This is a genomic window from Paenibacillus pinisoli (assembly GCF_003605435.1).
Classification (GTDB): Bacteria; Bacillota; Bacilli; order Paenibacillales; family Paenibacillaceae; genus Pristimantibacillus; species Pristimantibacillus pinisoli.
Window position 1 is genome coordinate 36979 of the sequence record NZ_QXQB01000001.1, and the last position, 23836, is coordinate 60814.

Consider the following 23836-nt stretch of genomic DNA (forward strand, 5'->3'; position numbering starts at 1 on the left):
CTATCTGGATTCAATAAATAGGCTCGTGTCCTGAAGAAACTGATGGATCACCTTCAACTGCTCATCCGAGTATTTATCCAAAAAACGATAAAAGCGTTCCGCTTCTAGTTCATGGAGCCGCTCATGCAAGTCGAAGATTTTTTTGCCCTGCGGCGACAGCCGAAAATACATCTCCTTCTTATTGTCATTCATCTGCGTGCGTTTGACGAAACCTTCCTCAAGCAGCTTATTGCCGATCTTCGTAATGCTCGCCTTGGACAAATTCATCTTTTCGGCAATTCCGGTATTGTTTATCGGTTCATGATGGCCAATGCAATCGAGCACATGAATCGTCGTTAAGTTTTGTGGTAGCTTCTCAATGGCCGTCCTTTCGGCAATGTTGAAGAATTGATCCATTTCCATTTCCTTATGGCTTTCGAAGACATGCAGCAACCGTATATATTGCTCATACAAAAGCTGCTTCGTTCGATGAGTTGTGTCCAACTTAAACCACTCCTTGTTTATGTGTAAATTAAAAACGAATCATTTTAGAGATGCCATTTATAAGAGCACATTGAAGATTTGTTAACTAGTTAACAATATATCATGAATGATAATCATTATCAACCGACAATGCAGAAATCCTTTGATTCATATGCGAGGGCAATATAAAAAGCAGACAGTTCAACCGTCTGCTTGTTTCCTGTTTAGCTATCATCAGCTTCATTTTGAATTTGATCCATTAACTCTCTTATCATATTCTCATGCTTTGGCATTTCATCCATAATCCACTTTCTTCCTTCTTTTGTTGTTTCATATCTATTGGCTCCCCAAAAAATGATTTTTGGGTTACATTGCTTTGTACCCACGTTATTGCTTTTTCTGCGTTTATGATTCCTAGATATACGGTTGGTGTTAGCGCAATTTTTAATAAGGGCTTTTCGATATCACTCCGGTAATAACAGATGTGCGCTATTATCGCAAAGTAGGATAACGCTGCAGCTTCACAATTGTAGCTTGGTAGGTAACGACTTATTGCAGAAATAATTTCTTCATCAGTTATCACAGTTGGAGAAGCTTTGACCGAATCACATATTTCTCTAAGTCTCTTGTCAGAAGTACTGCCAATCATTCTACTCCCCCTTGTGTGAATAGCTGCCTTAAACCATCATCCAATATTAACCCTCCAAGTTGGGTTTGCTAGGAATATTCATTTCAATCCTCATTATTCAATACGTTTTCGATAAGCATATTACTACTCTCAAGAATTCTAAGCGTTTCAGCTGATTCCACCAAATCAGTCAAAAATCGATTTGAGAGATTATTCAGCTCTCTTACAGCGTCGATGATCTCCTGCATCTGTAGGTCATGTTTATGAAGTTCATCCAGCTTTTTCGCTTCAATGTTGGCCTTAATCTGCTGTTGATGAATTCCGACATTATCTACAAACTTATACAATGGTTCTTGCAGATTTATTGGAATCAAAGTATCGACATGCTCTTGTGAAATGTTGCTTAATGATTTCATTCTTTGAATCGGACTCCATCTCAGAGGGCCATCTATTCGCCCAACAATATATGCGTAGTCTTCAGGTGTCTTAGCATCGATCACAAATTCAAGGATAAATGAATAATTTGTCCAGACACTGAAAATCTCTGCCTGCACTGCATTATCGGCATCCGCCATAAGCCATATTTCTTCCATTGACTCTTTCGAAGAGCTGCAGCTTGCTAAGAAAATCATAGCAATTATTAATAATACGTTTAATTATTTCGTTTTCACTCTCCTACACTCCTTCAAAATCATAGCAGTTCAACAAAGTTACCGGCAAAAGCCAAAATACCACGAGAAAAACTGCTGTGTAAGTACACCACCGGAGTTCCAACACCCATCCGTTCGTAATACAGCTCCATATGGTTACATGGAAGATACGGCACCCTGTCTTAGCTCCTCAATCGTGAATAGGTGTTTTTCCAGGCTGTAGTAGTAATTGCCGCTAATCGAATTAAACTGAAACACACAGTAATCCGGGTCATCTATGCCTAGCGGATAATACTTTTCATCGCCTTCAGTCCATAGTAGAACTCTGCTTTCATGATCCTGGCAAACCTTCATATCTCCTATCAGCATAAGCCCGTTGTTTTTTCCTGCAAAATAAAGCGACGCCTTCGAGTTCGCTATAAACTGCTGGGTCCGAATAGACGAAGTGTTCGTCGAGAACCAGAAGGTTGCTAATCCATCATGCACCCGCTTGAACATTTGCTTAGTGTTCGGATATCCGCTTTCATCAACAGAGCTAACCATAATGGTAGGAGACTCTTCAACCAAGGACTTGATTTGCTTCAAGGTAACGGGATTCATCACATTACTCCTCGTATCGTTTTAGATTGTGAAGCACTCTTGCAAGCATGTTGTCGAACTGAGCAATTTCTTTATCTGAAAATCCTTCATAAAACAGTTCATTCATCTGAGCAGTGACTTTCTCGTAGTGTTCATTCAATGCTTTTGCCTGCGGAGTAAGTATAATCCGAATCTGTCGCCGGTCTTTGGGATCGGGGTTGCGCTGAATATGGCCTTGCTCGCACATACGGTCAAGCATGCTGGTGAGCGTCGTCTTGGCTAATGATGTCTTCTCGCCTAGTTCCGTTATGGTCACATCATCCTTCTGCCAAAGAACAAACAAGATGCGCCCCTGAGCTCCGTTAAATTCCTCAATTGCATGTTCTTTAAGAAACTTTTCAAAAATCCGATTGCTTAGCTGCTTGATTTGGGAAATATAAAATCCCCCGCGCGTCTCCGTTTTCATGAAGCCACCACCTTTATCTTACGATATAGGATAATACTATATAGAACTATTAGCAAGAGGATTTTTTACTTTTCGTTCCAATATCTCTAATGAAAAGAATAAAAACCTCCTATCTAAGGAGGTTCCACTAACCTGCGAATTGCGATGATTATCCGTCTTTAGCCGTCTGACTTTTCCTATTCCCTACATAAATCAATCTTAAAGCAATCAACATAAGCACGATAGCGAGACCTCGCTGCCAATCGAATGTAATCTGCGCTCCGCCGAAGAAGCCAAAGTGGTCTATGACGATTCCCGCTCCCAACTGCCCGACTACTGTCGAAATACTTGCAGCAATGACCCCGATTTTCGGAACTGCAAATATGGTCAAGAACAGGAAGCCGACACCGAACCAAACTGCGCTTAATTGCCATTTGGGAGCATCCAGAACACCGGCAATATCTCCTTTTCCGAAAAATAATACCGCAATTAACAAAAACATCGCGCCAGTCAATAAAGTCAGAAACGTACTTTCGAACGTGCCAGCCTCGCGGCTGAATGCCCCGTTCACGGAAGATTGTGCGCTTAACAATATGCCGCAAATAAGTGCGCCTGCTAATAAAATAATAGTCATTAGTTATCCCCTCAAGTTTAGAATACGAGCAGCAATGCCGCGAACATCAATGCGACAGCCATCATTTTTTCTTTTGTCACCTTTATTTTCGCACTTCCTAGCCAGCCATTATGCTCAATCACCATACTCATCGCCATTTGCCCGGCAATAACGCTTATCATGGTAAGACCGACTCCCAAATAAGGAATGCCGTATACGAGTAAAGTTAAATAAATGACACCTAATATCCCCCCGCTCAGCTGCCACTTAGGCGCTCGTTTCGAATAGGACAGCTTGCCTTTGCCGAAAAACAACAATATAACGCCGATAATGACTGAACCCACTGCAAAATTATAAAAGCTGGTCTCCAGCTTTCCGATTGATTCTCCCAGCACCCCATATATAGCTCCTTCAATGCTTAAGGAGACGCCAGCCAATAATGCAAGTACATACACCCAGATCTTCGTCATGAGTTTAATCACATCCTTATTTCGAGAATTGTCGATATGAATGAGCAAAAATTTTTAGAGCTCTATTTTTAAACGCTCCGTTAGTTCCGTAATGTTTTTTTCGTTTCTGCGGTAATAGGTCCACTTCCCATGGCGTTCAGACTCAAGCAATCCGATGCGCTCAAGCATGGACAAATAGTGGGAAGTCGTTGACTGTGACAGCCCGGCACGCTCTTGAATATCCCCTACACAGACGCCTCCCTTTTCGCTGATGTTTTTGGAAAGATGCGCCGTCGGTTTATCAAAATGCTCCAGGGGCTCTTTCAACCACTCCAGCATGTCCAGCCGGGTCTCATTGCCCAGCACTTTAAAAACTTCCACAAGGTCATTTTTCATAGTATTATATTAATCGATAATTCTCGATATGTAAATTGTTGATTACTCACTTTGACTTTCATCTCCTGCTTTGAACTCATCTTCCAGCATAGACATCGTAATCATATTATGAAACTTACCGTTCATATACAGAACATCTCGCTGCAATCCCTCTCGCTTGAAGCCGAGCTTCTCGTATACGTGAATTGCGCGCGGATTAAAGGCGTAAACGCCCAGATCTATCCGATGCAGATTTAGGGTGTTGAAGCCATATTGGAGCATGAGCAGCATTGCTTGAGTTCCGTAACCCTTCCCGCGATGCCGAGTGCCTTGAATGCCGATTCGAATGTTGGCGCTGCGGTTAACCTTATCGATTTCATTGAGCACCACTTCGCCAAGCAGCTCATTGGTTTCTTTCAGGAAGATCAATAAATCAACTCGATCATCGCTATTCAGATGACCAATCTTATTGATCCAAGCTGCGATTTCCTCTCGGGTAAAAGATTTTTGTGAACCAGTTAGCTGAATCATCTCTGTATCTTGCAAAAAGGCATAATAATCGTCCAGATCGGATTCCTTAGCCAATCTGAGATAAATTTCGCGACCATCTAACTGGAGCCCTATACTGTCCTGCTCCTTGTTGCTCATCTAAGTTTCCTCCTTGCTGTATATAACTTGTACATCGCCAGCACCGCGAATGGTTTAAGAGACAATATTGCAAGCCGATATCTGTAATCTTAATTCCTCTAGCTGCAGACTGCAAACAAGAAACCATATGGCCAGTACCGTATCATCTAAGTCAAGCTTGCCAGATGTTCACGCAGACGCTCCATCGTCTGCTCAGCGCCTGGCACTGCGTAGGTTTTTACCTTATCGAAAACAGCGGGCGTCTACTCAAATACAGTATGGTAAGTGAGCTGTGTACGGCCTTCCCTATCCTCGAAGCTTGCAGTCGCGACAAAATGCGGAAATACCGCATGCTTGAACACAATCCGCTCCGGTCTGACGACCTCTACGAAAATGTTCGTGTTCGGTTTCTTTCCGATTGCTTTGTCATACATGCGATGCCAGTCCAAAGTACGCACCGACTGCGCTGCCCTCACTCTAATCCGATTTTCTCGGCTTGCAGCACGCTCCCCATGCTGCTTCCTGCTCTCATCCCCTATGTTACTCCGCCCCCGCAGCTTTCAGCTTCTCCAGGATTCTCCGTTTACGGTACATCATTTTGCCCGTCTCCGCGACGTCCCGCAGCGTTGATCGGTTCAAGAAAGCGCCGAACAGCATGCCTGCGACCGGGATCATCTGGAAGAGCTTTTTCCACCCGAAGTTGTCTCTATACGTGAGCATCACCTCGCGCCAGCCCTCCAGCTGGGACATCACCTGCCCGCTTCGCTCGCCGGATTGGAAGGCGGCCAGATCATCTAGGATCGCTTTCTTGCCCACGATGTCGGACGAGGAAAATTGCAGACACTTCACTATAAAGATTCGCTCCGACTTTTCTGTCGGATCATAGCCATAGCTGATCGCGATCTCCTGCAGCGCTTTAAGCGAGATGCCGAGCAGCAGCGGGATATCGATGGCAAGCGTGAACAAGCCGCCAAAGCCCGTCGTTGCTCCCTGCAGAGTCGCTGTCTTGGTCCCCGTCTCCATAATGCTGTCCGCCATCTTGTCCATCTTACCGAGCGGAAGCTGGCTGATCCTCTCCAAGGCAGCTGCCTCGTCTTGCTCCCCATTCGGGAAAAACTTGCGGTACATCTGCTCCTTGCTGATCAGATATTGCCCGCCGCTCTGAACATAGTTTCCAAGCTCGTCCAGCGCCGTTCCGATTTTCTCTTGAATGAACTTCGGCGTAATCCGGTCCAGCAAAGCAAAAGGCAGCCGGCCAAGCTTTTCCCAGAAAAACAAATCCTTCTGCTCCTGCTCCCACTTTTCGATCAGCATCAGCTGAGCTCTTAACTCTTCTACAGCATCTATATTCGTCATTGGATCATGGACACCTCTTCAGGAAATAATCTGATGCCATACATACTGCGAAAAGCGCTGCAACGTTTCATAAAATGCAAAAAAGAACGGATAACGCCGTCCAACGTATCCGTTCCATCGTTATCGATTCGTCTGCGCCTGCCCTTAGGAGGCAGACGCTGATCATCTCTAGTATCCGAAAAAGGCATCTTTTTTAATATTCGCTTTAGAAACCCCGTTCTTCTGCACATACTCCGAGATCGAATCCACCATGCCTTTAGGCCCTGCAACAAAGTATTTGCCGCTGCCCTTATGCTCGCCGGCGAACTTGTCGATCTCCTGATTCAATGCGTCCCGCGATTGCAAATACGTAATCCGCAGCGAAGTGCGTTCTTCAATCGATTCAAGCTCCTCCTTATACGGATAAAAGCCCTCGCTATCCAGATATAGCAAATGGACAGGACGCCCGTTACGTTTTCCTTCCGCTTCGAGCTGCTTCGCGATCGCCCGGAATGGCGTAATGCCGATGCCGCCAGCAATCAGCAGCGAAGGACTGCTGTCCTGCAAGGAAAAAGACCCTACCGGACCGGTCATTTTGATGGTCATGCCTGGCTGTAATTCCAGCATCGCCTTTTTGAACTCGCTCGGCGCGTCGCCAATCCGCATCGTAAGCCTGACTGCGTTTTCTGAAGGAGCAGATGCAATGCTGAACGGTTTTGTCGGATTTTTTACTTTCTTATGCGTAATAGTGAACAGTCCATATTGTCCTGGCTGCCAGTTCATATCCTTGCCTTTTTCGAAGAGAAACGTATAGACGCCGTCCGCTTCCTTGTTGCTGGCGATTAAGGCCAGCTCCCTCTTTTTGAACATGGAGAGCACATCTTGCAAGAAACCCAATCTCCTCATCCCCTTCCAACCGTATGCTTTATTGCTGCAAGTATTTGCCTGTAATCGATTGTTCTGCCTTGATGATCTCTGAAGGTACGCCCTCGAACACAACCTGGCCGCCCTTGCTGCCCCCATCCGGGCCCATATCGATTAACCAATCCGCTTGGCTGATGACGTCGAGATTATGCTCAATCACAATCACCGTATTACCTGCATCAACAAGCCGATTCATAATTCCCATCAGCTGGCCGATGTCCGACATATGAAGGCCTGTCGTCGGCTCATCCATGACGTAGATGCTGCCTTGCTTGTGCAGCTCGCTGGCGAGCTTGATGCGCTGGCATTCCCCGCCGGAGAGCGTGCTGAGCGGCTGGCCAAGCGTGATATAATTCAAGCCTACATCACTGAGCGCTTGCAGCTTGCGAACAACCTCTTTGAGCTCGAAGAACTCCAAGCCCTGCTCGACAGTCAGCGCCAGCACATCTGCAATGGACTTGCCATTCAGCTTATATTCCAGCACTTCTTCCTTGAAACGCTTGCCTCCGCATACCTCGCAAGGAAGCTTCACGCTTTCGAGGAACGCAAGATCAGTGTATACAACGCCGAGCCCTTGGCAATTCTCACAAGCGCCCTTGGAGTTGAAGCTGAACAAGCCTTGGTTCACCTTGTTGGCCGTCGCAAAAGCTTTGCGGACATCATCCATAATGCCGGTATAGGTTGCCGGATTGGAACGGGTCGAGACGCCAACCGCCGATTGGTCGATCACAATCGCTTCCGGATGCTCGCTCAGGAATACCTCATTGATCAGCGTACTCTTGCCAGAGCCTGCAACGCCGGTTACGACGGTAAGCACCCCGGTTGGAATATCCACGCTTACATCGCGCAGATTGTGCAAGGCAGCATGCTCGATCGGGAGGCTGCCGGTTGGCTTTCGGAATGCTTGCTTCAGCTGGAGCGGTCGCTTCATATGATCGCCTGTAAGCGTACCGGATTCCAGCAAGCCGGAATAGCTGCCTTCATACACGATCGTGCCACCTCGGCTTCCGGCGTGAGGGCCGACATCCACGATATGGTCCGCTACCTTGATCACATCAGGATCATGCTCGACAACAATGACGGTGTTGCCTTTGTCGCGCAGCTTCTGGAGCAATTCATTCAGCCTGTGCACGTCGCGAGGATGAAGGCCGACACTTGGCTCATCGAAGATGTACGTGACATCGACCAGGCTGCCGCTCAAGTGCTTCACCATCTTCACACGCTGCGATTCGCCGCCGGACAGCGTATCTGTCTCACGGTCCAATGTGAGATAATCCAGTCCGATATCTGCCAGATGCTGGAGCCTCTCAGCAAGCGACTTGATCATCGGCGCTGCTATTGAATCGTCAACTTCACGAATGACGCGGATAAGCTGGCCGACCTCCATCGCGGACATCTCCGCAATATTGAGCCCGTTAATCCTGCAGCCAAGCGCTGCCTGAGTTAGTCTGGCGCCGTTGCAGGTGGAGCAAGACCCCTCCGAGATGAATGGCGCAACCGCCTTTTGCGTCCGCTCGGATTTGGTCTTCACGTCCTGCTTGATGTACTTATTGGCGAATTTCTCAATGACGCCTTCCACGGTAATGTTCGTTGCTTTGCCCGCAAAATCCATCTTCACCTTTCTCGCTTTGCCATGCAGCAGCAGCTCCAGATCCTCATCCGAATAATCGCTTAGCTTCTTGTCCGGATCGAAGGAGCCGGACTGTACGAGTATATTCCAATCCCAGCTGTCCACCGAGTAATCAGGAAGCATGATTGCCCCTTCTCTCAGCGATTTCGTCATATCTACTGCCTTGCTCATATTGATCCCCAGCCTGCGGCCGAGTCCGTTGCACTCGGGGCACATGCCCTGCGGATCGTTGAAGGAGAACAGATGCGAGCCTCCGATATGGGGCTGTCCGATTCGGGAGAAGAGCAGACGCAAAATCGGCGAAATATCCGTAATGGTGCCCATTGTAGAATGGGAGCCGCCACCGAGCCGTTTCTGATCCACAATGACCGCCATGCTCAGATTCTCGATTGCATCCGTATCCGGCTGCGGCACGCGCGGCAGGAAATTGCGCACGAACATGCTGAAGTTCTCATTGAGCAAGCGCGTCGACTCTGCTGCAATCGTATCGAATACAATGGAAGACTTGCCGGATCCGGACACACCGGTGAATATCGTAATCTTCCGCTTAGGAATGCGTAAGGATACGTTTTTGAGATTGTTCTCCCTTGCGCCCAAAATGACGATATGCTGCTGGTTCAATTCGCTCATCTTAACATCCTTCCATTATCAAAAAAGTGCTAGTTTATTATTCCGCCAACAGCTTCTCGAGCTCGCCGCTCCACTGGCTCCAGCCATGCTTCGCGCCTGCCAGACCATGTGGATTGGAGAATCCGGTCTGCTCCAGATGAAGATTAACCTTTCCGTCCTCCAGCTCTTGCAGCGTCCATACGACCGTGTGCTTCTCGTCGCCTACAGCCCATGTGTAGGACAAGCGATTCGGCGGTTCCACGGCAAGCACTTCACCGTCAATGACGCCATCCCAATACTCATTCGGCTCTGCGCGGAATTGAAATTTGTACCCTACGATCGGCTTGAAGTTATTTTTCAATACCCACTTCTCCAGCTTCTCGGAATCCGTAACCGCAGCCCAAAGCTTCTCGATCGTAGTCTTATACTGAAAATCCAGGTTTAATGCCAAACTCATCATTCGTCCTCCTCTAATAGTTGGTTAAGCCTTAACATATTTGCACTCCAGAACTTGCTGTAGAACGCTACCCAATCTTGCACTTCGCGAAGCGGAGCGGGATTTAGTGTATATCGCGTCTCTCTGCCGACCTTGCGGTCATGAACCAGTCCTGCTTCCTTGAGAACCGTCAAATGCTTGGATACAGCGGTTCGTCCCATCTGAAATTGTGACGTCAGCTCATGAAGCGGCTGCTCCTCTCCGAGAGCAAGCAAATGGATCAGCTGGCGCCTCGTCGGATCGGCTATCGCGTCAAATACATCCCGCATTTCGTTGTTTTCGATCACTATACCCTCACCTAATTGTTAGTAAAATGCATAATTGGACACCATATGGTGACGAATTGATTATAGGACACCGTTTGGTGGCGTGTCAACAGATTATAGCTTGCACGACTATTTGGCAAATATAACAATATGAACTCCCTACCCTAATTCCTGCACAGAGCCATTCGGGTATCCTACCATAACCTTAGATGCGAGCCGTATGAATAAGCCATTCTCCACCACACCCGGAATCCTGTTAATCGAAGATTCCAGCTCCTCCGCGCATTTGATCTCCTTGAAATCACAATCCACAATGTAGTTGCCATTGTCTGTTATAAACGGTTTGTTCTGGTGGAGTCGCAAACTCGGAATACAGCCCAGCTTCTGCAGCTTCCTCTGAGTCTGGCCAGCTCCGAACGATACAATCTCTACGGGCAAATGAAATTTCCCCAGCCTCTGAACCTGCTTCGTATGATCTACCACCACAATAAGTTCTTTGCTAGCGGCTGCCACGATCTTTTCGCGCAGCAGTGCGCCGCCTCCGCCTTTGATCAAGTTCCAGTCGCTATCGACCTCATCCGCTCCATCGATCGTCAAGTCAATCTCGAACACATCGGATAGAGACAGAACCGGAATGCCCAGCTCAAGGGCTAATTGCTCAGATTGAACAGAAGTCGCCACCGCCTGAATGCCAAGGCCGTCTTTCACTCTACTGCCCAGCTTCTGAATCGCCCAATATGCTGTCGATCCCGTGCCCAATCCAACGATCATGCCGTCCTGTACATACTCCACAGCCTGCTCCGCTGCAGCTCTTTTGGATTCCATCATAGTTGCCCCCCTGCTCTTCATTCTTCACCTATTATTGTAATCCAATAATTGCAAAGAAATCATATTTATTTGACTATTACTGCTGCTCTCTTCACTATGCTGCGCATACAAATATTTGGTTTTCTGCAACATTTCAAATTGAAATGTCGTCAATAGGTCGTAATCGAAGAGCTCCGATTATTAGAATTTCAGAACAAGGAGATTAACCCCATGAAAAAAACAGCTATGTCTCTTCTCGTCGTCACCGCATTGCTTGGCAGCTTGCTGACCGCATGCTCCGGCAATAGCAACAATAATGGCGCAACGCCGCCAGCAACTAATACGCCAATCGCAAGCGAAAGCCCGACGCCGAGCCCAAGCCCGTCCGATGTGCCGGACAATACCGAAAAGCCGGATGACAACAAAGCCGATTCGTCTACCGATAAAATCATGAAAGCCATGCTGGACAAAATAGAACAACCAGGCCTTATGGACCTGACCAAAGACGATATTGACACCTATTATGTCATCGATACCGACCTGATTGATGAATTTACGATCAAAACACCGGCTTTCAATCTCAGCTCCAACGAGATTGCCATCGTCAAAGTGAAGGATAACAAAGATATCGCTGAAATCAAAAAAAGCATGGAGCAGCGCGCGGCAGACGTACAGAGAATGTTCGAGAACTATTTGCCGGAACCCTATAAGCTCGCTCAGAACTATAAAATCGCCACAGAAGGCGATTACGTCCTGTTCCTGATTTCCGAGAAAGCCGATGAGCTGGAGAAGGCCTTCAAGGAAGCGGCGGCCAAAGCTTAACTTGTGCTCTACGACCAGCATCTGCGTAAGAATAAAGACGCATCCATCCTCTATACAATGGAGGAAGGGATGCGTCTTTTTTAATATGGGGAGAACTTGGTGTCACGAAGCGGGGTTAAATAATGCCAGCGAATATGAAACCTTGCATGCAGTTGGCGGGTATATAGTTTTAACTGGAAATATGGATAAAGGATGTGGGATATATGATGCCGAAAGAGCTGTTTTACTCCAGAACGTTTTGGGACCGTTATCATTGGGGGCTTCAGGATGACTTCAGCTATGAGATGCTGGAGGATAACCCTATTCATTTTCAACTGACAGATGACCATGCCTTGCTTCTGGATCCCGGAGATGACTTTGCTTACATCTCGCTCAGCTTTCAGGATGAGGCTGAAGAAGAGATTGAGATTGCTTGGGATGATGAAGCTCAATTCCACCCGAATGTGCTGAGATGGAGTGAATATAAGACGATCGTGGGTCGAATTGCGGAAGAACATGAGCTCGAGTCTTGGATTCCTGCCCTCCTGCTCCGCAGGTTTGTCAGTCTCCAGAGTATGGATGAGCTTCAAGACATATCGGCTTGGGAGCTGGAGATGCGAAGAGCATCTGGACTCTATACCGAATCCGAATTGCGGGAATGGTTCGAGGAAAGCATGGCTAAAGCTGAAGAGGAATGGGAGAGTATCGACCGCACGTGGGTCTGCCGTGAGCCTTTCGGCTGGATTGTTGAAGGTGACGATGCTTATTCCCTACGGCAATCCGACAATACGGCATTCCCGTTTCAGCAATGGAATCTCATGCTGGCCGAACTAGGCTGCGAACGATAACAGACGCGGGCATTCGTTCCCAAGCAACGAATGCCCGCCAATATTGCAAGATGGGTGACCCGCAAAGCTAATGTATGACTCACTTGCTCCGGTCCTACATAAAACCGCCAAAAAAGTGATTGGCCCTCTCCTGTGAGTATCCGTCACTCCCTTGCCATACCGCCATCGAGACAAAATCCGAATCCCATCCCTTACGCGTACGCGGCGTATCCTTTGCCGCAAGAACACCGGCAAAGCCCAGCACTTCCATGAGCACATCCCGTTCATTTTTGCTGGAGGGCAAGCAATCCTTCCAGCGCTTCTCCAGCTTTCGCGGTCCTTCTTGCTCCGTGCAGGACTCTGCAGCTTGCAGCAAATTTTTCAGAATAGCAACATCTTCCTCCTGCACGGCCGCTTCCTCTTCCCGGCTCAGCAGCTCGAGATCAAGCCAGCAATAGAGCAGATGATTGAGCCGAATGCCTCCCCATTTGACCCGTTCGAAATTCAATACGTTGAGATCGGCGTTCGTATAATCAGCATCCGACATCAGCTTATTGCTGTCGCAATGACCGCAGCTGCTATAGCCCGGGAGGGCAACATGCTGCTCCCCATATGTATGCAGCGGCAATTCAGCGGTTAGCGCCCAGCTCGACAGCGCGCTGCGCAGATGCACCTTTCTGGCGGACAGACTATGCAGGAAAGCGGCTGCGACCCTTTCCTTCGGAATCATAATGTGCAGCTCGTTCAACCTGCTGATCAGCTCATCATGCCGGATCGTAAGCGGGTCGAACATAAGCCCATGGCTCCTCGCATATTCGAAGTCCTCTCCAGAGAATGGCGCATGGCTGCTTCTCCAGCCCTGGGAGGTCCAGAAGGTTTGCATCAGAATTTTTTTCGCTTTCTTATCCACTGTGTTACACCTCCAATGAATGCGACATGATTAATTCAAAGAAATGCTCAAGATCATCGGCTGCTTTTTCAACCTCTTCGAACTCAGGTTCATATCCGCGTACAATAGCGCCCCTATCATGGGTTAAATCAATGGCATAGTAAGAATACCCGCCATCAACGGACATGACGATCGGCAAGTAATTATCCCACCACGCAGTTATTTCTGATTGCCATTTAGGATCATCCGCTGCCGCTTCCAAGCTGATCAACTCGAATTCATTCCATTTAAATTCAGTATCTGAGCGATGATTGAACTCATTCTCACCTATAAACCATGTCATCTCATTTGGCGAAATACATTTTTCAACTATGCTTAAAAAATCCATATACTCCGGTGGGATTTTATTATATCTAGCCGTTATGCTGCTGTCTAAATGTAATTGAATCTCTGATTTCCTGGTTAAGTCCCAACCGTTTTCTTGAGCCCAAGCTATAAATTCTTCCATCTTCTTAGCCATATTCTGCCTCCTGATCATTTACCAAAAATACCAATGTCTCTTGTTTATATTTCCATTATAGAATGATAGATTGTAGAATCAAAATCAAAAAAGGAAGCCCAAGGCTTCCTTATCTTCTTCTATAGCGATGAATCTTCTGCGCGATCCTCCGCAAAAGCTTTGCGGTTCCACCATCCGACGCCGGCGGCCAGCACGCTGATCGCTGCAGCAATCAGATACATATTGACGATGCCCAGCACTTCTGCAATAAAGCTCATGCCGAACAAGGATATGCCGAACAACAAATTGAGCAATGTGCCTTGCGCGGAAAATACTTTGGGCAGCTGATCCTTCGTGCAGCTTCTCTGAATAAGCGTTCTGCGCGATACAGCCGACAGCTCAGTGAAAGGCCCGGTGACAAGCACGATCAGCAGCGCCAGAGGCGCAATCGTATTGATAGCGAACAATGCTGTACACAGAGCGTAGCCAAGCATGCCTATGAGCATGAACAGGAACAGCCGTTTCTCCAGCCGCTTGACGAGAGCGATGACCAGGAAGCCGCCAATGACAGTGCCGGCGAAATAGCTGGCATTGATATACCCCCACCAGTCTTCATTTTTAAGCAGCACTTCTTTTACAAAGACAAGCATAAATGCGCCAATCCATACGGTACTGCCGAGCGCATCGGTAACATCCATGAAGGTCATCGAGCGCAGCCGCTTGGATTGCCATAACACAACCCAGCCTTCCTTCAAGGTGTCCCATCTGGAAGGAGCGTTCGCCTCACTTCCGTCTGCCGAGGCAATTCCTGTACGCACATCCCACAGGCTCCGCCTCTTAGTCTCCGTCGGATCTTCGATCAGCATCGTTACCGCCATGGCAACGCCATATCCGGCTGCGACTGCCAGCAGGACCGGGAATGGGCCGAACGCTGCGACCAGAATGCCGCTTACCGCCCAACCGGCGAATTGAATGATCTGGTCTGTTGTAGCGACCATCGCATTGGCTTTCAGAAGCCTGTCATCATGTACCAACCGCGGTATCAAGGCGTTGCGGGCAGGCGAGGTCCAGCCGTCGAGGAACGAGATGAACAGAATGAGTGCATATACAGGAATCAAGGACTCCCCTTGGGCCATAGGAGACAAATACAAAGCCATCGCTCCAAAGAAGAGAAACTGCCCAAGCTGAGATACCGTCAGCAGGAATGGCAGCCTGTACCGGACGATCATCAGCGGGGCTGCCAGCCCGCTAAGGAATTGTGCGGCGACCCGCAAAAACGGCACCATCGTCGCAAAAAAGATCGAATTCGTCCGCTCCAGCACAAGCGTCGTGAGCGCCACCAAATAGAGAACGTCCACCGTATTGGACAAAGACTGCGAACCCCATAAATAATAAAATGAACGATTAACCATCACATTCGAGCTCCATCTATCACCAATGATTTGACCCCAAAAAAGCAGGTAAAATCTATTATAATCGATTATTCATATTTTTAAAGTAAAATATTTAAAAAGTGGGATTAATGATTAGGAACGAATATTCTGTGAATCGCAATCCATAAGAAACAACCCAGTTTGAATTATGCTAAAATGTAGTAAATCTATAATGTAGATTTCGCTGATGAACAAAGGAGAACTGAAAATGAGAAAACTCGTTCTATTTCTACACGCATCGCTTGACGGTTTTGTAGAAGGGCCGAATGGTGAAATGGATATTGGCTGGGTTTCCTACGATGCTGAATTGGAGAAACACGCGAAAGAAATTCTGAGTACGGCCGACACGGTCATTTGGGGTCGCGGGACTTATCAGATGATGCACAGTTACTGGCCTTCTGTTCCTTCCAACCCATCAGCTTCGCAGCATGAACGGGATCATGCCGAGTGGATTGAAAAGACAGCCAAAATCGTTTTTTCTACGACGCTGGAGAAAGTCGAATGGAATAATTCCAGACTCGTGAAAGAAGATGTCGAGGAAGTGATCAATAACCTCAAACAGCAGTCGGGGAAGGATATGGTCATCCTCGGCAGTCCAAGGTTCGCACACCAGCTTATGCAGCTTGATTTAATCGATGAGTATAAAATTACGGTTTCTCCCGTCCTGATCGGTAAGGGATTGCCGTTATTCCAAGGTCTGACGGAGAAGGTTAATCTTAAGCTAGTCGAAAACAAGACCTTTGATTCTGGAGCCATAGGTCTCGCGTATCAGACAGTAAGATGACCTTCACTTTAGGTGATTACGCTATCGGGAGATGATAGCACAAGTAACCGCCTTTTCACAAAGGCGGTTTTCTTATGGTCACATATCAAATACCTACCTGCTATATTCCTTAACCGGATCATGCATGAGATGTATTATGGAAGATGCTTCTGGCTTCACGAATTAGGAACTCCTTCTCCTCTTCGCTTATGGCATCCGCACATAGCTTGCGCGCTGCAATAACTGGCAGCCATGGTTCAATCTCCGCGTAACCGATGCCGGAGAGGCTCTCATATTCCTCTATGAACCTTTGAATGGCAGATTCCCTGGCTGCATCCAATACTGCATTTAATTCCTTTGGCAAATGAGAAGGCAATATGGCATACCGGATCATGAGTATATATTCCGCTAAGTCCGCTTCAGGGTTGCCGACCGAGGCGTTATTCCAGTCGATCAGCCATGCATCATCATGGCGCAGCATGATGTTGCCCGGATTCGGATCGCCGTGGCAGAGCTGCTTTTTGGCAGGCAAGCGTTCCAGGTATCCGATAATGGCGTCATGCTCATGTTCAGACAAATAAGAAGTGCGACGGATATCATACACCAGGTTCTCACGCTGCTCAGGCATACCCGCCCCCGATTGCTGATGAACCTGATGCAATAGCTTTGCTGTAATCCCGGCACCTAGATAATCGTAGTTGCCCCCGCTTGCCGCGGCTTCTGGATGAAGTGCCGATACAGCGCGATCGACAAAACGCGTCATCAGGGATTCTCCCTCTACTAGCTCGAATACGATGCCAGGACGGCCGTTCCAATGAACGAGCCCATATACGTCTGGCACAGGAAGTCCGCAGCTTTTTGCGATTCGGCAATGATTCAGCTCTCTCTGAAGAGCCCATTCATTCGTATTGGGCTTTGCCAGCTTGACAATCTTGCCCTCTTCCCATTCGAATACTTCCGCACATCCGCCTTCCGCCAGTTTCCTGCCGATTTGAACAGCCATGGCATACTCCCCTTTGCCCATTAGTAGGTGATCCCTTCCTTCAGCAGCAGCATCTCATACATCTCTCGTATCATTTCGGTCGCCACATCCATGTCCAGCTCCAGCGTACGGGTATTAAGCAGCGTCCCGATACCGATCAGATAGATCATCAGCTTGAGGAAAATTCTCTTTATTTGCTCATCAGACACCATATTAAGCCGCTTGCTGTACCGCATGTAGCGGGTGGTCAGCTCCTCCCCGAGAAATTCATCCGTATGCGGATTGTAGGTTTTGTAGCCGCTTAAGTACAATGTCCGGAACAGATATTTCTCTTCCTGCGCAAAATAAAGAAAACCTATCGTCACATTTAATGCCGGTGAATGATGAGGGTCTTGATAAGCAAGCATCGCTTCACGCGCAAATTCAGTCGCCTTATCGTACACCCCCTCCTTCAACTCGTCGATGCTGCTGTACAAGCTGTAGATCGGCTGCGTCGAGCATCCGATCGCTTCTGCGACGTTCCTGGCAGACAGTGCTTCAAGCCCATTCTTTCGCACTAGCTCAAATGCGGCTGATAACACCTTTTCTTTGGTAAGCTCAGCTTTTGGCGGCACTTATGACTCTCCTCTCCGTTGTATAACACTAGTTATATAACGTATGTTATTTTGAATGGGTCATTTTGTCAACGCACAAATGGATAACTCCCCCACCCAAACAACCAACCTCAACGGTTACCAAGATCTCATTTCCATCAATGGAACTGTCCAAAAATCATCAGTTCAAGCGATATTAAGCAAAGGCCGGGCGTATATCCCTGCTCGGGTTGTGCTCGAAGCCTTCGGCGCGAAGGTCAGCTGGAACGCCGATTCACGCCTAGTCCTAGTTGCAACAAAAAATGGCCTGCCGACACTGACAGCGCTGGACCTCAAGCAGCTGCGATTTCAAGCCCATATCATTTGGCTGGAAGGCTCGCTGCCAAAGTAAATTAAAGAAGCCGGGACATGATCCCGGCTTCTTCTCCATTATGCTTCTCCTCGATCGTACATCCTCTCATTGTCCAATCGAATCAGCACTTTGCCAAAGCGTCCGCCTTGCTTCACCGTAACTTTTCCTGTCGGATACGCTTGTTTCAAATAATCGGCTATAAGTCCCTGATTGCGCTCATCCCCAGGGAGGCCGAGCTTGGGCAGTCTCTTCAGCATTTCCTGCAGCGCCTCCGCATGAGACATTTCTGTCTCCTTCTCTTCCCTTGTAATGAGCGACTCATAGGAATACCCCTTGAGATAAAGCAGATGGAGCAGGTACCCCATCTCCAGCGGCTTCGATTTGAAGGGTTGGCCGGTCAGAACCGGCCACAATTCACGGGTTAAGCTGCTCTCGGGAATGCTCACAGGCATGCTGATGTAACAATATTGTTTGGCGCTAAGGAGCAGCTTCTCTACGCTCTCCCAATCGACGATTACAGGGCACATCGAGGCAAAAACAAAATCAAACGCCTTTGTCCAGCCTCTTTCCCGCACGTCTATATCTTCAAAGGGCTCCGGGATGATTGCTGCCATCTGCTCCGTGAAAGCTGCTGTGTTCTCCTTCAAGAGTTCAACTTGAGGAAGAGAAGACTCAATAGCCGTTACCCGTGCCCCCCGCTCCAGAAAAGGCACAGTGAACACGCCGGAAGCGGCGCCCACATCCAGAACGGTTGCATCCTTGAATTGAACGCCTTGGCCTTCTATCCAATTCAAGATTCGCGCGCTTCTTTTTCTCCCTTCTTCATTGAAAGACTGCTCGTTGAAGATTTGGGCTTTCGGATCAAAGCTTTTGGCAGGGTCAACACCAGCCTTTCTCATCGTATTGACCATCGTATCGCCGCGGGTTTTCCATTCCTTCTCCCATAAAGCTTCATCAAATAGTTGGTTCATATCAATCTCCTCCTTGAAGACAGCTCTTATGATATTCTCTCCATTCGAATCAACCGTTTTTCGACCAATTCTCCATATTCAGCTCATTATTTAAAGCTGCTGCAGCAACCGCGCCGTTAGCCGCGGCGATAATCTTCTGATGCATGCGCGAGGTCATGTCTCCTACGCTGTATATGCCGGGAACGCTCGTCTTGCCGAAGGCGTCAACCGCGACATGTCCTTCCTCTGATAATTGACAACCGATAGATGGAGGCAAGTCCGATCCCAGCTCCAGGTCAGGCTTGAAGAAGATGCCTCTGCATGGAATGGACGTTCCGTCCTCCAGAATCACTTCCTGCACAATGCCGTCTACAGATTGGATATTGCGGATCGGAGAATCATACAGCGGCACTCTGCGCTGCAGCGACTCGCGCTCGGCATCCGTCAGACCGTCAGGACCGTTCGTGCAGATGGTGAAGCGGTCCGTCCATCCCGAAATCACGGGAGCGAAATGAACAATCTCCGGACCTTTATTGATAATAACAAGCGGCTCATCCCGCAGCTCCCAGCCGTCGCAATACGGGCATACGAACGCGCTTTTGCCATAGACCTCCGCAAGTCCTGGTACTGGCAGGGACCGGTCTCTCATCCCGACAGCAAACATCACCTTTTTGCTTTCAAGCTGAATGCCTTGAGAGGTTTTGATCCTAAAATGTCCGTCTGCTCCTGTAATCGAGACTGCCTTATCCTCAACAAACGAGACGGAAGGATAAGCGCTGATCTCAGCCTTGGCAATGGAACGGAATTCGGATGGGCTGATCCCGTCTCTTGTGAGGAAGCCATGGCCGGCATGAGTCACGGCGTTGCGCGGCCGCCCTTCATCGATGACCGCTACATGCTTGCGGGCTCTGCCTAGCACCAGAGCGGCGTTCAAGCCGCCCGGACCTCCGCCGATAATAACTGCATCTAAAACCTTTGTGTTTGTTGTCATTTTATCATTACCTCCATAGATCTTTAATATCCATAATTAAAGCGCAAGAAGCGTATCACTTCTTGTTATGGTCCTGAATGCATTGCTTATTGGCTTTGTCTACGATATTCTGGATGGTGTGATCACTCAAGTATTGATGCAGATGCTGCTCCGCGCCGATCATCACTTGCTCGACCAGGCATCCATTGCCCTTCGGAGGACATGGCTCGTCAAGCTCGCCGCCTTCCTCTTCTGCCAAGAATTGATGCTGCTTGGATTTCGAATTTGAGCATTCGAACATATGCTGCCTTCCTTCAATCACCTGAATGACATCGAGAAATGAAATTTGATCGGCTTGCCGCGCAAGCTCATAGCCGCCATTCACTCCCGGCACGGCACGCACAATCCCATCCTGTCTCAGCTTTGACATAATCTTGGACAGATAGCTTTCGGATACGCCCAGTGATGCGGACAGCTCCTTAATGCCGACGTTCTGGCGGCGTTCCGAGATGGCCAGATGCAATAGCGCATGCAAAGCGTAATCCGTGCTTTTCGAATATTGCATGGCTCCTCCTTCCCCTCTCTCGTTATTATCGACCTATAATGTCCACAATAAACGAAATGCTTCTATTTTGCAATCCTTTTTTTCAGCATTAATCAAGCAACTTCATATAAGTCATCACATGCTCCTTCAGAATCTCTTCTTCATCATCAGTCATATCCTTCTTGCTGTAGCTTCCGGATACATCCTCAGGAATGAAGATCGTCGCCGGTTCCTGAAGCTCCTTCTTGAGCCGGAATCCTCCGTCCGTAATGGAAATCTCAGACATATGACTTCGTGTATGTGAAATTTCTGTCTTGATATAATTGCCCTCCAAATCATAAAAATCTTCAATCATCTTTACATCGGTTCTTAGTAAGCTTTTTCGGGATTCCGTCGTGGTAATGGCATTAGCTTTTGAATAACCTGCTGTCTCAAAATCCCCCTCTTCATTCCTCTCCATCGAATCGCTCATGAACACTTCGTAATGCCGAATCACCTCTGTACTGCCGCATGATGTCATCAGCATTAAGGCCGTCCCCAGCACCAAGAAACCCATACCCCGTACAGCGGGCAAGCGCATCCCATAACCCCCTCAAGCAAACACTAATTTCTCCACATCAACTAAACGCATGAAAGGAGGTTCTGGTTGCATTACTTTGCCAATTGCCATTCATGGATTAATGGATCAAGCCGCTCTCCTTTGCTTTCTCCACCATTTTGGTTGAATAGCGGTTAATCCATTTCTTAAGGGCAAGTCCAAGCAGAAGCGCCACTCCTGCGAATGCAGCCAGCACCAGCAAATCGCGCAGGACGATATCCCATAAAATGCCGCCGACCGCCTCCCTCATCATGCTGATCGCATAGGTGAATGGCAGGAACGGATGAATCGCCTGGAAGAACGGAGGCGTCACCTGGATCGGGAACGTCCCGCCAGATCCCGCGAGCTGAAGCACAAGCAGGACAATCGCCATCGCCTTGCCTACATTCCCGAATATGGATACGAGCGTATATACGATCAGCATAAAGATGCTGCTAAGCAGAATGCCGAACAGCACAAACCAGACAGGATTGGCGACATAAGCCTTCAGCAGCCAAATATCGCCTAAAGTCACTAGAAGAGACTGAACGATAGCGATCGACAAGAAAGTCAGGTAGCGGCCCAAATAGATCTGATAGCTGCGGTATTCGTGCTCGCCATGATGAACCTCCACCGTCAGCAACGACACCAGAAGCAGGGCTCCAACCCATAAGGACAATGTCGTAAAAAACGGCGACATTGCCGATCCGTAATTCGGAATGGGGAAAAGACGGTTCTCCTTCAATACGACTGGCTCTGCAAAAAAAGCCCCTTCGCGCTCTGCGTCGTTCTTGAGCAGATCAATCAGCTCATCCAGATTGCCTTCCTTCTCCAAGCTCCGAATACGGGCGGCAACATCTCTCAGCTTCTGCTCCGCTGCCGGCAGATTCGCTTGAATCTTGCCAAGCTCCCGGCTCCCTAGCTCTATCCCTTTAACAGCATCATTGACGATAGTTACAACCGATGGCATAGCCTTATTCGCATCTCCCAATACCGCTCCAGCCCTTGCTGCGGCTTGTTTCGCTCGCTGGCCGGCTTGCTTCACAGCTGGCAATAGCTCGCTGTCATAACGACCCAGCAGATCGCTGAGCGTTGCAGCAGCCTTCTTCGATAAGGCGCTTAAGCTGTCTACCAGCGATTGCGCTGGCTTCTCCCCGCGCTCGATAGCGCTGCTGATTTGCTGGACAAGGGACAGCTGCTGCTGAAACCGGCTATGCACGCCCTGCAATTCAACAATGGCAGACGCAAGCAGCTTGCCTTCCGCAAGCTTGTTCACTCGTTCAAGCAATCTGATCAAGCCGTCTGTCACGGTCACCGCGCTTGTTAAGCGTCTTCCCGCAAGCTCAAGCGGAGCCCGCACATCCTCAGGATCAATAGATGAATCCTGCAAAATATTCGTTAGCTCCTCCATGGAACGAGCAGACTGGAGCAATAGCTGCAGGTCTTGTTTGATAAGCGGCCCAGCCTGATCCAGCGCCAAGCCGCTCTGGTCGAAGAATTGCCCTAGCTGTACCGTAAAGGCTTCCCCTTCCTCTGCAAGACGGGCAGCCTTGGGCAGCTCAGCCTGAACGGTACTGGCGATTTTCTTGGACTTTTCGATATCTGTTGCCGCCGTGGCTATCGCTTCATTGATCGCCGGGATAAGCGACTCTAATTGGAAGACGGCACTGCGCACATGCTCGATCGCAGGCTTGTTCTCCTCGAGCTCAATGCCAATTTGGGCAAAGATGCGGAAGATCGTCTCATTCGCCGTTTTGACGAAGCTGGCGCGAACCTGCTCGACAATGCCGCTTGCCCCTTTCTCGGCAATTTTGGGAGATACCGCATTAATCTTCTCATTGACGGCAAAATCCAGCTCCGCTTGCTGAAGATTATCGCTTAGCACAGTAGCCATTTTGGCAGAGAAATCCGATGGAATCGTAATGCTGGCATAATAGTCCCCATGCATGACGCCTTCCATCGCTTTGCGTTCCTCAACGAATACCCAGCCAATCTGCTTATTTTCCTTCAAGGAGGCTACAATCTCATCCCCGGCATGAATCGGCGTATCGCGAAGTACGGCTCCTTCATCTTTGTTCACAACCGCAATTGCGATCGAATGGGTCTGGCCGTATGGATCCCAGGAAGCTTTGATGTTGAACCATGCGTACAGGGATGGCAGGCATGCAAGGCCGATAATAATGACAGAAGCAGCAAGATTCCGAAAAATACCGCGAAGATCCCTCATGTAGATCGCCCAGATATGCCCCATATGTATCCACTCCTAAAAATTGCTTGTCTTAGTATAGCTGGATAAGAGCAAATCTACACATCAACATCTTCGCGGCCCTTCACTTCTGTCCAATCGTGATGCCGATATTAATCAGTGTAAGTCAAAGTACCTTTCACAGTAGCGCCGGTATTTGTATATTCATCCACGTAGCTGACAACAACATGATATTGTTTGCCGCCAGCAAGATAGACATCATTTGTTTTTGTTTTGTTCGTTGTATCAATCACTTCCGACACAACGTGATTCGTTCCCTGCATCACGGTACACATGCCAGCTACCTGAGAACCGCTGCCTGTACATGTCAGCTTGGCATATTTATGCCCGCCCGGAATTGTAGAACCGCTTTTGGTCATTGGCGTAGATCCGCCTGTCACGGTCGCGGTTGATGTATACGTGGCAGCAAATACATAAGATACAGACCCCAATAACATAACCGCACTTACTAAAGTAACAACAAGTTTTTTCTTCATTCCTAATACCTCCCATTTT

At 48.3% G+C, this 23836-nt stretch carries 30 protein-coding genes and 1 pseudogene; 4 read left to right on the plus strand and 27 right to left on the minus strand.

Annotated elements, in window-relative coordinates; genetic code table 11:
- The 16 genes and pseudogenes from D3P09_RS00190 to rpiA form a co-directional block, all read right to left on the minus strand.
- Positions 1–483 carry a MarR family transcriptional regulator gene (locus D3P09_RS00190; protein WP_243643852.1) on the minus strand — a complete coding sequence of 161 codons (483 nt, stop codon included), beginning with the start codon at positions 481–483 and terminating at the stop codon, positions 1–3.
- A 250-nt stretch (positions 484–733) separates the two neighbouring features.
- Positions 734–1111 carry a hypothetical protein gene (locus D3P09_RS00195; protein ID WP_120105987.1) on the minus strand — a complete coding sequence of 126 codons (378 nt, stop codon included), beginning with the start codon at positions 1109–1111 and terminating at the stop codon, positions 734–736.
- An 83-nt stretch (positions 1112–1194) separates the two neighbouring features.
- Positions 1195–1665 (minus strand): hypothetical protein, encoded by a 471-nt coding sequence (locus tag D3P09_RS00200; RefSeq protein ID WP_120105990.1) that lies wholly within the window; start codon positions 1663–1665, stop codon positions 1195–1197.
- 231 nt (positions 1666–1896) lie between these two features.
- On the minus strand, positions 1897–2340 hold the full coding sequence (locus D3P09_RS00205) for a pyridoxamine 5'-phosphate oxidase family protein (protein ID WP_120105993.1): 444 nt from the start codon (positions 2338–2340) through the stop codon (positions 1897–1899).
- 4 nt (positions 2341–2344) lie between these two features.
- Positions 2345–2785 carry a MarR family transcriptional regulator gene (locus D3P09_RS00210; protein WP_120105996.1) on the minus strand — a complete coding sequence of 147 codons (441 nt, stop codon included), beginning with the start codon at positions 2783–2785 and terminating at the stop codon, positions 2345–2347.
- 148 nt (positions 2786–2933) lie between these two features.
- Positions 2934–3398: a DMT family transporter gene (locus tag D3P09_RS00215; RefSeq protein WP_120105998.1), complete on the minus strand. Its 465-nt coding sequence runs from the start codon at positions 3396–3398 to the stop codon at positions 2934–2936.
- A gap of 17 nt (positions 3399–3415) precedes the next feature.
- On the minus strand, positions 3416–3847 hold the full coding sequence (locus D3P09_RS00220; protein WP_120106001.1) for a DMT family transporter: 432 nt from the start codon (positions 3845–3847) through the stop codon (positions 3416–3418).
- Positions 3848–3901: 54 nt separating this feature from the next.
- On the minus strand, positions 3902–4222 hold the full coding sequence (locus D3P09_RS00225) for an ArsR/SmtB family transcription factor (RefSeq protein ID WP_120106004.1): 321 nt from the start codon (positions 4220–4222) through the stop codon (positions 3902–3904).
- Between the two features lie 42 nt (positions 4223–4264).
- Positions 4265–4849 carry a GNAT family N-acetyltransferase gene (locus D3P09_RS00230; RefSeq protein WP_120106007.1) on the minus strand — a complete coding sequence of 195 codons (585 nt, stop codon included), beginning with the start codon at positions 4847–4849 and terminating at the stop codon, positions 4265–4267.
- A 146-nt stretch (positions 4850–4995) separates the two neighbouring features.
- A pseudogene (locus D3P09_RS00235) lies at positions 4996–5235 on the minus strand (SRPBCC domain-containing protein); the annotation flags it as partial.
- A gap of 133 nt (positions 5236–5368) precedes the next feature.
- Positions 5369–6184: an EcsC family protein gene (locus D3P09_RS00240; protein ID WP_120106010.1), complete on the minus strand. Its 816-nt coding sequence runs from the start codon at positions 6182–6184 to the stop codon at positions 5369–5371.
- A 168-nt stretch (positions 6185–6352) separates the two neighbouring features.
- A complete protein-coding gene (locus D3P09_RS00245; protein WP_120106013.1) occupies positions 6353–7060 on the minus strand; it encodes an FAD-dependent oxidoreductase in 708 nt (235 codons plus the stop codon).
- Positions 7061–7088: 28 nt separating this feature from the next.
- Positions 7089–9347 carry an ATP-binding cassette domain-containing protein gene (locus D3P09_RS00250; RefSeq protein ID WP_120106016.1) on the minus strand — a complete coding sequence of 753 codons (2259 nt, stop codon included), beginning with the start codon at positions 9345–9347 and terminating at the stop codon, positions 7089–7091.
- A 37-nt stretch (positions 9348–9384) separates the two neighbouring features.
- Positions 9385–9783, minus strand: coding sequence for an SRPBCC family protein (locus D3P09_RS00255; RefSeq protein ID WP_120106019.1), 399 nt, complete (start codon positions 9781–9783; stop codon positions 9385–9387).
- The gene (locus D3P09_RS00260) at positions 9783–10109 is read right to left on the minus strand and encodes an ArsR/SmtB family transcription factor (protein WP_120106022.1); all 327 of its coding nucleotides are present in this window, start codon (positions 10107–10109) and stop codon (positions 9783–9785) included. Before D3P09_RS00260 ends, D3P09_RS00255 begins: the two co-directional genes overlap by 1 nt.
- 138 nt (positions 10110–10247) lie before the next feature.
- Positions 10248–10913 carry a ribose-5-phosphate isomerase RpiA gene (gene rpiA, locus D3P09_RS00265; RefSeq protein WP_120108413.1) on the minus strand — a complete coding sequence of 222 codons (666 nt, stop codon included), beginning with the start codon at positions 10911–10913 and terminating at the stop codon, positions 10248–10250.
- 213 nt (positions 10914–11126) lie between these two features.
- On the opposite strand from rpiA, the gene D3P09_RS00270 reads away from it, so the two are divergent.
- Complete coding sequence (locus tag D3P09_RS00270) at positions 11127–11717, plus strand: DUF4358 domain-containing protein (protein WP_120106025.1); 591 nt, start codon at positions 11127–11129, stop codon at positions 11715–11717.
- A gap of 203 nt (positions 11718–11920) precedes the next feature.
- Positions 11921–12544, plus strand: a complete 624-nt coding sequence (locus D3P09_RS00275; protein ID WP_120106028.1) for a hypothetical protein — start codon at positions 11921–11923, stop codon at positions 12542–12544.
- A 94-nt stretch (positions 12545–12638) separates the two neighbouring features.
- On the opposite strand, the gene D3P09_RS00280 is transcribed toward D3P09_RS00275, so the two are convergent.
- The 3 genes from D3P09_RS00280 to D3P09_RS00290 form a co-directional block, all read right to left on the minus strand.
- Positions 12639–13433, minus strand: coding sequence for a hypothetical protein (locus tag D3P09_RS00280; protein WP_120106030.1), 795 nt, complete (start codon positions 13431–13433; stop codon positions 12639–12641).
- A 4-nt stretch (positions 13434–13437) separates the two neighbouring features.
- Positions 13438–13932, minus strand: coding sequence for an SMI1/KNR4 family protein (locus D3P09_RS00285; RefSeq protein ID WP_120106033.1), 495 nt, complete (start codon positions 13930–13932; stop codon positions 13438–13440).
- Between the two features lie 119 nt (positions 13933–14051).
- Entirely contained in the window at positions 14052–15323 is a 1272-nt protein-coding gene (locus tag D3P09_RS00290) for an MFS transporter (RefSeq protein ID WP_120106036.1), read from the minus strand.
- Between the two features lie 229 nt (positions 15324–15552).
- Between D3P09_RS00290 and D3P09_RS00295 the strand changes: the two genes are divergently transcribed.
- A complete protein-coding gene (locus D3P09_RS00295) occupies positions 15553–16128 on the plus strand; it encodes a dihydrofolate reductase family protein (protein ID WP_120106039.1) in 576 nt (191 codons plus the stop codon).
- A gap of 118 nt (positions 16129–16246) precedes the next feature.
- Here the strand turns inward: D3P09_RS00295 and D3P09_RS00300 are convergent, their stop codons facing one another.
- Entirely contained in the window at positions 16247–17110 is an 864-nt protein-coding gene (locus D3P09_RS00300) for a phosphotransferase family protein (RefSeq protein WP_120108414.1), read from the minus strand.
- A 20-nt stretch (positions 17111–17130) separates the two neighbouring features.
- Complete coding sequence (locus tag D3P09_RS00305) at positions 17131–17703, minus strand: TetR/AcrR family transcriptional regulator (RefSeq protein ID WP_120106042.1); 573 nt, start codon at positions 17701–17703, stop codon at positions 17131–17133.
- A gap of 55 nt (positions 17704–17758) precedes the next feature.
- Between D3P09_RS00305 and D3P09_RS00310 the strand changes: the two genes are divergently transcribed.
- Entirely contained in the window at positions 17759–18073 is a 315-nt protein-coding gene (locus D3P09_RS00310) for a copper amine oxidase N-terminal domain-containing protein (protein ID WP_120106045.1), read from the plus strand.
- Positions 18074–18111: 38 nt separating this feature from the next.
- On the opposite strand, the gene D3P09_RS00315 is transcribed toward D3P09_RS00310, so the two are convergent.
- The 6 genes from D3P09_RS00315 to D3P09_RS00340 all read right to left on the minus strand — a co-directional run bounded on the left by D3P09_RS00315 (position 18112) and on the right by D3P09_RS00340 (position 23817).
- Positions 18112–19005, minus strand: a complete 894-nt coding sequence (locus tag D3P09_RS00315) for a class I SAM-dependent methyltransferase (RefSeq protein WP_120106048.1) — start codon at positions 19003–19005, stop codon at positions 18112–18114.
- 49 nt (positions 19006–19054) lie between these two features.
- Positions 19055–19975, minus strand: coding sequence for an NAD(P)/FAD-dependent oxidoreductase (locus D3P09_RS00320; protein ID WP_120106050.1), 921 nt, complete (start codon positions 19973–19975; stop codon positions 19055–19057).
- A 55-nt stretch (positions 19976–20030) separates the two neighbouring features.
- On the minus strand, positions 20031–20519 hold the full coding sequence (locus D3P09_RS00325) for an RrF2 family transcriptional regulator (protein ID WP_120106053.1): 489 nt from the start codon (positions 20517–20519) through the stop codon (positions 20031–20033).
- Between the two features lie 88 nt (positions 20520–20607).
- On the minus strand, positions 20608–21078 hold the full coding sequence (locus tag D3P09_RS00330; RefSeq protein WP_120106056.1) for a hypothetical protein: 471 nt from the start codon (positions 21076–21078) through the stop codon (positions 20608–20610).
- 97 nt (positions 21079–21175) lie between these two features.
- The gene (locus D3P09_RS00335) at positions 21176–23326 is read right to left on the minus strand and encodes a YhgE/Pip domain-containing protein (RefSeq protein WP_120106058.1); all 2151 of its coding nucleotides are present in this window, start codon (positions 23324–23326) and stop codon (positions 21176–21178) included.
- A gap of 107 nt (positions 23327–23433) precedes the next feature.
- The gene (locus D3P09_RS00340) at positions 23434–23817 is read right to left on the minus strand and encodes a hypothetical protein (protein WP_120106060.1); all 384 of its coding nucleotides are present in this window, start codon (positions 23815–23817) and stop codon (positions 23434–23436) included.
- Positions 23818–23836: the final 19 nt, after the last annotated feature.